Origin of the sequence: Saccharomonospora iraqiensis subsp. paurometabolica YIM 90007 (assembly GCF_000231035.2) — a bacterium.
In the GTDB taxonomy this organism is placed as follows: Bacteria; Actinomycetota; Actinomycetes; order Mycobacteriales; family Pseudonocardiaceae; genus Saccharomonospora; species Saccharomonospora paurometabolica.
In genome coordinates this window covers 229,486-235,957 of record NZ_KI912250.1, presented here as the reverse complement: position 1 = coordinate 235,957, position 6,472 = coordinate 229,486, and the positions used below count along the sequence as shown (strand labels likewise).

The following is a 6,472-nucleotide window of genomic DNA, read 5'->3' as shown; positions in this document are numbered from 1 at the left end:
GGCTGCTGCGGGCCTGCACCCGGGCCGACGGGGACGACAGCCCGGACACGGCGGAGGCGCTGCTCGCGCCCCGGGAGCGGGACGTGCTGGCCGAGGTCGCGCGGGGGCTGACCAACGCGGAGATCGCGGAGCGGCTGGCGCTGCGGCCGGAGACCGTCAAGGCGTATCTGCGCAGCGCCATGCGCAAGCTCGACGTCCACTCCCGCCACCACGCGGTCGCCGCCGCCCGGCGAGCGGGGCTGTTGCCGTGACGATTCGCCCCGGCACACTCGGTCGGCGTTGCTGGGCGGGGACGTCTGTTTCCCGTGCTCAGCTCGGTGCGCCAGGTGCCCCGGTAGCGTGCCACCGTCGACGGGCGGGCTGCCCCTGTGACCACCGCGCCCACCCGACCTCCCGCAGGTCGACCTCGAGCGCTCGGTTTCCTCAGGAAACGGCCTGGGACGGCTGGTACGTCGCCATCAGCACTCCGGTGGCGGTCGGTGTGCAGTCGACCAGTCGCAGCCGGTGCGCGTCGTCGTCCGGGCCGAACAAGCGGTGACCCGAGCCGAGGACGAGCGGGTGGATCATCAGGAACAGCTCGTCGACGAGGCCGTGGGGGAGCAGGGAGCGAACGAGCCGGCCGCTACCCATGATCACGAGGTTACCGCCCGGTCGACTACGCAGAGCGGCCACCTCAGCGGGGACGTCACCGCTGAGGAGCGTGGAGTTCGGCCAGGGCAGCTCGGCGTCCGGCCTGGAGGAGGCGACGTACTTCCTCGTCTCGTTGAGGCCGTCCTTGAACGGGCCGCCCGCCTCGTTCCAGTAACTGAGCATGCCGTCGTAGCTGCGTCGGCCGAACAGCCAGGAGAACTCCCGGCCCATGCGCTCGCCCATGGCGGCGCCCATCGCCGGATCGTTGGCCTGCTGAGCCCAACCGCCGTGCCGGAAGCCGTCCCGGGTGTCTTCGTCGGGGTGGCCCGGAGCCTGCAGGACGCCGTCGAGGCTGACATGGTTCACGACCAGAACACGCACGGAGACTCCTGGTGGCCCCGGGATTTGCAGGTGCTCCCGGACAGCGCACACGGTCTCCGCGCGCCGCGCAACTCGCTCAGCCGTGCGAGGCGCCCCCTGGCGATGAGGTGGCGCTGTGTTCGGGCACGGCGACCGGTCGAAGGCGGTCGAGCAGCCACAGCAGGATGCCGCAGAGCGCCGACGCCGCCGCGAGCATTTGCAGCACCCCGGAGAGGCCGAGCACGGGCACGAACGCGCCCGCCGCCGCCGGGGCGGCGATCGAGCTGACGGCCCCGACCACCAGCGCCACGGTGAAGCCGTCACCGGGCCGGTCCGCGACCGCTTCGGCGGTCCAGATCGCGAGCACCGCCGAGCCGACCATGTACGCGGCTCCGAACAGCAGTGCGGACACCAGCACCAGGGGCAGCGAGGCCTCCCCGAGGGCGAGCAGGGCCAGTGACACACCGACCACGGCGAGGCACGCCGCACCCGTCCTCGCCGACCCGAGCACACTGGTGATGGCGCCCGTGCGCAGTCCCAGGAGTCCGCTGACACCGAGCACCGCGATCAGGGTGGCGCCGGCTGCGGCCCCGAGTCCGCCGCTGCGGACCGCGTCGCTGGCGTAGGTGAAGTAGATGGTGCACGCCGCGAAGTAGACGACCGCGTAGGCCAGCGGCCGCACCATGCTGCGGCGCAGCGGTGGACGCACGGCGGCGGATCCGTCCGGTGCCGGCGGCAGGCGCGGCACCGTGCGCAGGTTGACCACCGCCGCCACCGCCGCGGCGAGCGCGATACCCGCCCAGGCGACCCGCCAGGAGGTCAGCGTCCCGACGATGCCGAGCACCCCGAGTCCGATCAAGCCGCCACCGGTACCGGTGGTGATCACCGCCAGCAGGGTCGGCCGGTCGCGCGGCGGTGCCACCGCCGTCACGATGTCGGAGTACGGTGCCCAGACCCAGCCCGCGGAGCTGCCCGCGAGCACCGCCCCCGCGGCCAGCAGCCCCGGCGTGGGCGCGAACGCGACCGTCGCCGCACCCGCCACGCCGCACAGACCGCCGATGGTCGTCGGGGCCCGGTGACCGAATCGGGCGGCGACGGAAGGAACGCACAGCAGCCCAACCAGGTAACCGACGAAGGTGCCGCTGGCGATCAGCCCGAGCAGCAGCTCCGAGAGTCCGAACTCCGCCCGCACGTCGGGCAGCGTCAGGCCGTAGGCGTACCGGGCCATGCCGAAGGCGACACCGACGACGGCGGCACCGCCGACACCGAGCCGCATCGTCGAGGAATCCACACAGTCCACGGTCCCAAACGGGGGTTCGCGGACGTCCGGGACCGGCGCAGGCTGCTGTCTCCGTCACATCGTGGTGCTACGGCTGGTCTGCGGGCGTGATTCCCAGAGCTCCCGCGAGATGTCGATGCCCGGCTTGCACTGCGGCGGCGCCGCTGTCATCGCCTTCGATCCGGGCGAGGGCTTCGTCGATCTCTTCGGCGCGGTCTGGCCCTTCCAGGTCGGCGGAAGCCGTCGCGCGCTGTTCGACCCTCTCGGACGTAGCGTCCGGCACCGAGATCGCAGTCTCCATGCAGCCAGTATGACCGGCGAGAACACGCACGGCGTGAGCAGCTCAGGAAGACCTGGGCGCCCCCGGCAGGATTCGAACCTGCGACACCCGCTTTAGGAGAGCGGTGCTCTATCCCCTGAGCTACGAGGGCTTGCCGGAGTACGTCGACTCCCTCCACACCCTAGCGCGTCCGCCCGCTGCGCCCGAACGGGCCTTGACTCAGCGCTCTGTGCTCACTGTAATGCCTTTACTACCTAACAGTAACTAACCTGATGCGGAGGCGGTGATCCCGTCTCCGCCCGGCGGCCGGAGGCGCTCGTGCTGAAAGTGATGTTCGCCGACGACGAGGAGCTGGTGCGGTCCGGGTTACGGGCGATGGTGACCCCCGCCCCGGACATCGAGGTCGTCGGTGAGGCGGCCGACGGCAGGACCGCCGTGGAGGCCGCCCGCCGGTTCCACCCGGACGTGGCGCTGCTCGACATCCGGATGCGCACCCCGGACGACGGGATCCGCGCGCTGCGGGCGATGCAGGGGCTGCCGGAACCGCCGAAGGTGGCGATGCTGACGACGTTCGACATCGACGAGTACGTCAGCCTCGCGCTCCGCTTCGGGGCGAACGGGTTCCTGCTCAAGGACATCGAACCGGCCGTGCTGGTGCGCGCGATCCGCGACCTGGCGCGGGGTGGCGCGGTGCTCGACCCGAGCGTGGCCGCGCGGATGGTCAACGCGCGCCGGGACGAGCAGCGGGCCGCCGCGCCCGCGCGGGAGATGCTGTCCTCGTTGTCCGAGCGGGAGCGGGAGGTGGTGACGCTGATCGGGCAGGGGTTGTCGAACGCCGAGATCGGCGGGCGGCTGCACCTGTCGGAGGCCACCGTCAAGGGCTACGTTTCGGCGGTGCTGTCCAAGATCGGGGCGGGCAACCGGGTGCAGGCGGCCCTGCTCGCCTACCGGGGTGGCCTGGTGAGCTGACGCCCGCCTGCCTCCGGAACGGGACAGCCGGGACGGCCCGGCGGCGCTCAGCGTGCTCTCAGCCGGGCGGGCCAGACTGGAACCCATGCGCATACTCGTTGTCGACGACGACCGGGCGGTGCGGGACTCGCTGCGGCGGTCGCTCGCGTTCAACGGCTACGAGGTCGAGCTGGCCAGTGACGGCGCGCAGGCCCTGGAAATGGTCGCCGCCGACCGGCCGGACGCGATGGTGCTGGACGTGATGATGCCCCGCCTGGATGGGCTGGAGGTCGCCCGGCGCCTGCGCGGCATCGGGGACGACCTGCCGATCCTGGTGCTCACCGCCCGCGACGAGGTCTCCGACCGGGTCTCCGGGCTGGACGCGGGCGCCGACGACTACCTGCCCAAGCCGTTCGCCCTGGAGGAACTGCTCGCCCGGCTGCGCGCACTGCTGCGGCGCACCGGGGGCGAGGCCACCGGGGGGCGGTCGGAGACGTTGACCTTCGCCGACCTGTCGCTGGACCCGGACACCCGGGAGGTCACCCGCGGGCCGCGCCCGATCAGCCTGACCCGCACCGAGTTCTCCCTGCTGGAACTGTTCCTCGCGCACCCGAAGCAGGTGCTCAGCCGCACCCGCATCCTGGAGGAGGTGTGGGGCTATGACTTCCCGACCTCCGGCAACGCCCTGGAGGTCTACGTCGGGTACCTGCGGCGCAAGACCGAGGCTGACGGGGAGCCCCGGCTGATCCACACCGTGCGCGGGGTCGGGTACGTGCTGCGGGAGACCCCACCGTGACGATCCCGGGCGGCCCCGCCCCGCACGATCCGCAGTACAGCGGCCCACCGTCCGGGAGCACTCCCGGGACGGGTTCCACGCCGCCGCCCGCACCCGGATCCCCCGCCCCGGAGCCGGTGCCGTCGGGCGCGCACGCCGCGGGTATGCGCCGCATGTCGTTGCGCAAACGTTTGCTGCTGCTGGTGGCGTTGTGCGTGGGGTGCACCGTCGCGCTGGTGTCGCTCGGGGCGTACTTCACCGTGCGGAGCAACCTCTACCAGGCCTTCGACGAGAACCTGATCGACCGGGCCACCGCGGCGGTGCGCAGCCCGACGGTGGAGTCGCGGGTGGAGTCGGTCCCGGGCGCGTTCCTCGTCAGCAGCGACATCCAGATCGGACTGCTCACCGCGCGGGGCGAGATGGTGTATCCCCGGGCCGGCGACCCGCCGCCCTGGGGCGCGGACGAGCTGGCCGTCGCCCGCGGGGAGAGCGAGTCGTCCCTGCGCACCGACCGGGACACGGACATGCGGGTGGTGGCGCTGCCGTCCGGCAACGGGGTGGCGATGGTGCTGGCGCAGTCGCTGGCCCCGACCGAGCGCACCCTGCGCGAGCTCGCGCTGGTGCTGTTGTTCTTCGGCGGTCTCGGCGTGCTGGTCGCCACGGCGGCGGGTACCGCGGTGGTCCGCGCCGGTCTGCGGCCGGTGGAGCGGCTCACCTCGGCGACCGAGCGGGTGAGCCGCACGATGGACCTGCGCCCGATCCCGGTCAGCGGGGACGACGAGCTCGCCCGGCTCACGCACAGCTTCAACACCATGCTCGGCGCGGTCGCCGAGTCGCAGGAGCGGCAGCGCCGGCTGGTCGCCGACGCCGGACACGAACTGCGCACACCGCTGACGTCGCTGCGCACCAACCTGGAGCTGCTGTTGGCGGCCGACCGGCAGGGGGCGCCGTCGCTGTCGGACACCGACCGCGCGGAGATCGAGTCGGACATCCGCGCCCAGCTGGACGAGGTGACCCAGCTGATCGGGGACCTGTCCGAACTGGCGCGGGAGGACGTGCCGCAGGCGCGGGCCGAGCGGGTCGACCTGGTCGAGGTGGTCGAGCGGGCGCTGGAGCGGGCCCGCAGACGCGCGGGAGACGTCGACTTCAGCACGACCCTCACCCCGTGGGTGCTCACCGGCGAACCCGGCGCGCTGGAGCGTGCGGTGCTGAACCTGCTGGACAACGCGGTGAAGTTCTCCCCGGAGGGGAGCACGGTGTCAGTCGTCGCGCGTCCGCTGGGGGACGGCACCGTCGTGGTCGAGGTCGCCGACTCCGGTCCGGGCATCGCCGAGGCCGACCTGCCGCGGGTGTTCGACCGCTTCTACCGCTCGTCGGAGGCGCGCACCCTGCCGGGTTCGGGGCTGGGCCTGGCCATCGTCAAGCAGGCCGCCGAACGGCACGGCGGCGCGGTGTACGCGGCGAACCGCCCGGAGGGCGGCGCTCTGCTGGCGATCCGCCTGCCCGGCGCCCCCGGCGATGCCCCCGACCCCGGGTCGGAAGGACGGTGACCCGAGGTGGACCGCGCGCGTGGTCTCCGGTATGCAGAGCCGCATGCGGATCAGCCGGAGCACCCGGGACGCGCTGTCCCGGATCGCCGAGCGGGACTTCGGTGGTGCCTGCCTGGAGGAGACCGTGCTCCGACTGGTGTGGGAGCACGAGTCCTTCGTCGCGCTCACCCGGCTCGACGAGGACGAACAGCGGCGGTACCGCGAGGAGCACGCGGGCCTGGCCGAGGTGGATGTCGACGTCTCGCCTCCCGGTCACGCCACGTGTGGGTGATCGTACCGGGAGTTGCCCGATTCGCGTAAAATCTGTGGTGGTCGGCCGTTCGCGCGGGACGGAGTGAACCATGCTGGCGCGACAACGACAAGAAGTCATTCTGGAAGAGACCCTGCGGACCGGCGCGGTGCGGGTCAGCGAGCTCGTCTCGCGGCTCGGCGTGTCCGACATGACGATCCGGCGGGACCTGGACGCGCTCGCGGGCCGGGGACTGGTCGAGAAGGTGTACGGCGGGGCCACCGCGGCCCGGCCGTCGGGACACGACGGCGTCACGCACGGCGGTACCCACGACGTCGCCCGGGACGTCGCCCACGCTGCCGGGCTGTCCCCCGGTGCGCTGCCGTCGGGTGGGCGCACGCGCCTGGAGGCGATCGCGGCG

At 72.6% G+C, this 6,472-nt stretch carries 9 protein-coding genes and 1 tRNA gene; 6 read left to right on the top strand and 4 right to left on the bottom strand.

Annotation, left to right across the window (positions count from 1 at the left end; translation table 11 throughout):
• Positions 1–251 (top strand): response regulator transcription factor (locus SACPADRAFT_RS28385; RefSeq protein WP_040924482.1); only part of this gene is annotated, 251 nt, incomplete at its 5' end.
• Between the two features lie 172 nt (positions 252–423).
• Here SACPADRAFT_RS28385 and SACPADRAFT_RS0217240 read toward each other — a convergent pair.
• From SACPADRAFT_RS0217240 to SACPADRAFT_RS0217225, 4 genes are all read right to left on the bottom strand, one after another.
• A complete protein-coding gene (locus SACPADRAFT_RS0217240) occupies positions 424–1,011 on the bottom strand; it encodes a dihydrofolate reductase family protein (protein ID WP_007025945.1) in 588 nt (195 codons plus the stop codon).
• 76 nt (positions 1,012–1,087) lie between these two features.
• The gene (locus tag SACPADRAFT_RS0217235; protein WP_028662536.1) at positions 1,088–2,281 is read right to left on the bottom strand and encodes an MFS transporter; all 1,194 of its coding nucleotides are present in this window, start codon (positions 2,279–2,281) and stop codon (positions 1,088–1,090) included.
• Between the two features lie 76 nt (positions 2,282–2,357).
• The gene (locus tag SACPADRAFT_RS28380; protein ID WP_051442493.1) at positions 2,358–2,570 is read right to left on the bottom strand and encodes a hypothetical protein; all 213 of its coding nucleotides are present in this window, start codon (positions 2,568–2,570) and stop codon (positions 2,358–2,360) included.
• A 57-nt stretch (positions 2,571–2,627) separates the two neighbouring features.
• Positions 2,628–2,700, bottom strand: a tRNA-Arg gene (locus tag SACPADRAFT_RS0217225).
• 167 nt (positions 2,701–2,867) lie between these two features.
• On the opposite strand from SACPADRAFT_RS0217225, the gene SACPADRAFT_RS0217220 reads away from it, so the two are divergent.
• The 5 genes from SACPADRAFT_RS0217220 to SACPADRAFT_RS34110 form a co-directional block, all read left to right on the top strand.
• Positions 2,868–3,518, top strand: a complete 651-nt coding sequence (locus SACPADRAFT_RS0217220) for a response regulator (protein WP_007025947.1) — start codon at positions 2,868–2,870, stop codon at positions 3,516–3,518.
• Between the two features lie 85 nt (positions 3,519–3,603).
• Positions 3,604–4,293 (top strand): response regulator transcription factor, encoded by a 690-nt coding sequence (locus SACPADRAFT_RS0217215; RefSeq protein ID WP_007025948.1) that lies wholly within the window; start codon positions 3,604–3,606, stop codon positions 4,291–4,293.
• Between the two features lie 143 nt (positions 4,294–4,436).
• Positions 4,437–5,822 carry a sensor histidine kinase gene (locus SACPADRAFT_RS0217210; RefSeq protein WP_051442492.1) on the top strand — a complete coding sequence of 462 codons (1,386 nt, stop codon included), beginning with the start codon at positions 4,437–4,439 and terminating at the stop codon, positions 5,820–5,822.
• Between the two features lie 43 nt (positions 5,823–5,865).
• The gene (locus tag SACPADRAFT_RS0217205) at positions 5,866–6,093 is read left to right on the top strand and encodes a hypothetical protein (protein ID WP_233357201.1); all 228 of its coding nucleotides are present in this window, start codon (positions 5,866–5,868) and stop codon (positions 6,091–6,093) included.
• Between the two features lie 70 nt (positions 6,094–6,163).
• Positions 6,164–6,472 (top strand): DeoR family transcriptional regulator (locus SACPADRAFT_RS34110; protein WP_007025951.1); only part of this gene is annotated, 309 nt, incomplete at its 3' end.

Bases quoted from the DNA above. Each gene is read 5' to 3' on its own strand.
- SACPADRAFT_RS0217215 (WP_007025948.1), top strand. From the start codon at position 3,604: ATGCGCATACTCGTTGTCGACGACGACCGGGCGGTGCGGGACTCGCTG.
- SACPADRAFT_RS0217210 (WP_051442492.1), top strand. From the start codon at position 4,437: ATGCGCCGCATGTCGTTGCGCAAACGTTTGCTGCTGCTGGTGGCGTTG.
- SACPADRAFT_RS0217205 (WP_233357201.1), top strand. From the start codon at position 5,866: ATGCGGATCAGCCGGAGCACCCGGGACGCGCTGTCCCGGATCGCCGAG.
- SACPADRAFT_RS28380 (WP_051442493.1), bottom strand. From the start codon at position 2,570: ATGGAGACTGCGATCTCGGTGCCGGACGCTACGTCCGAGAGGGTCGAA.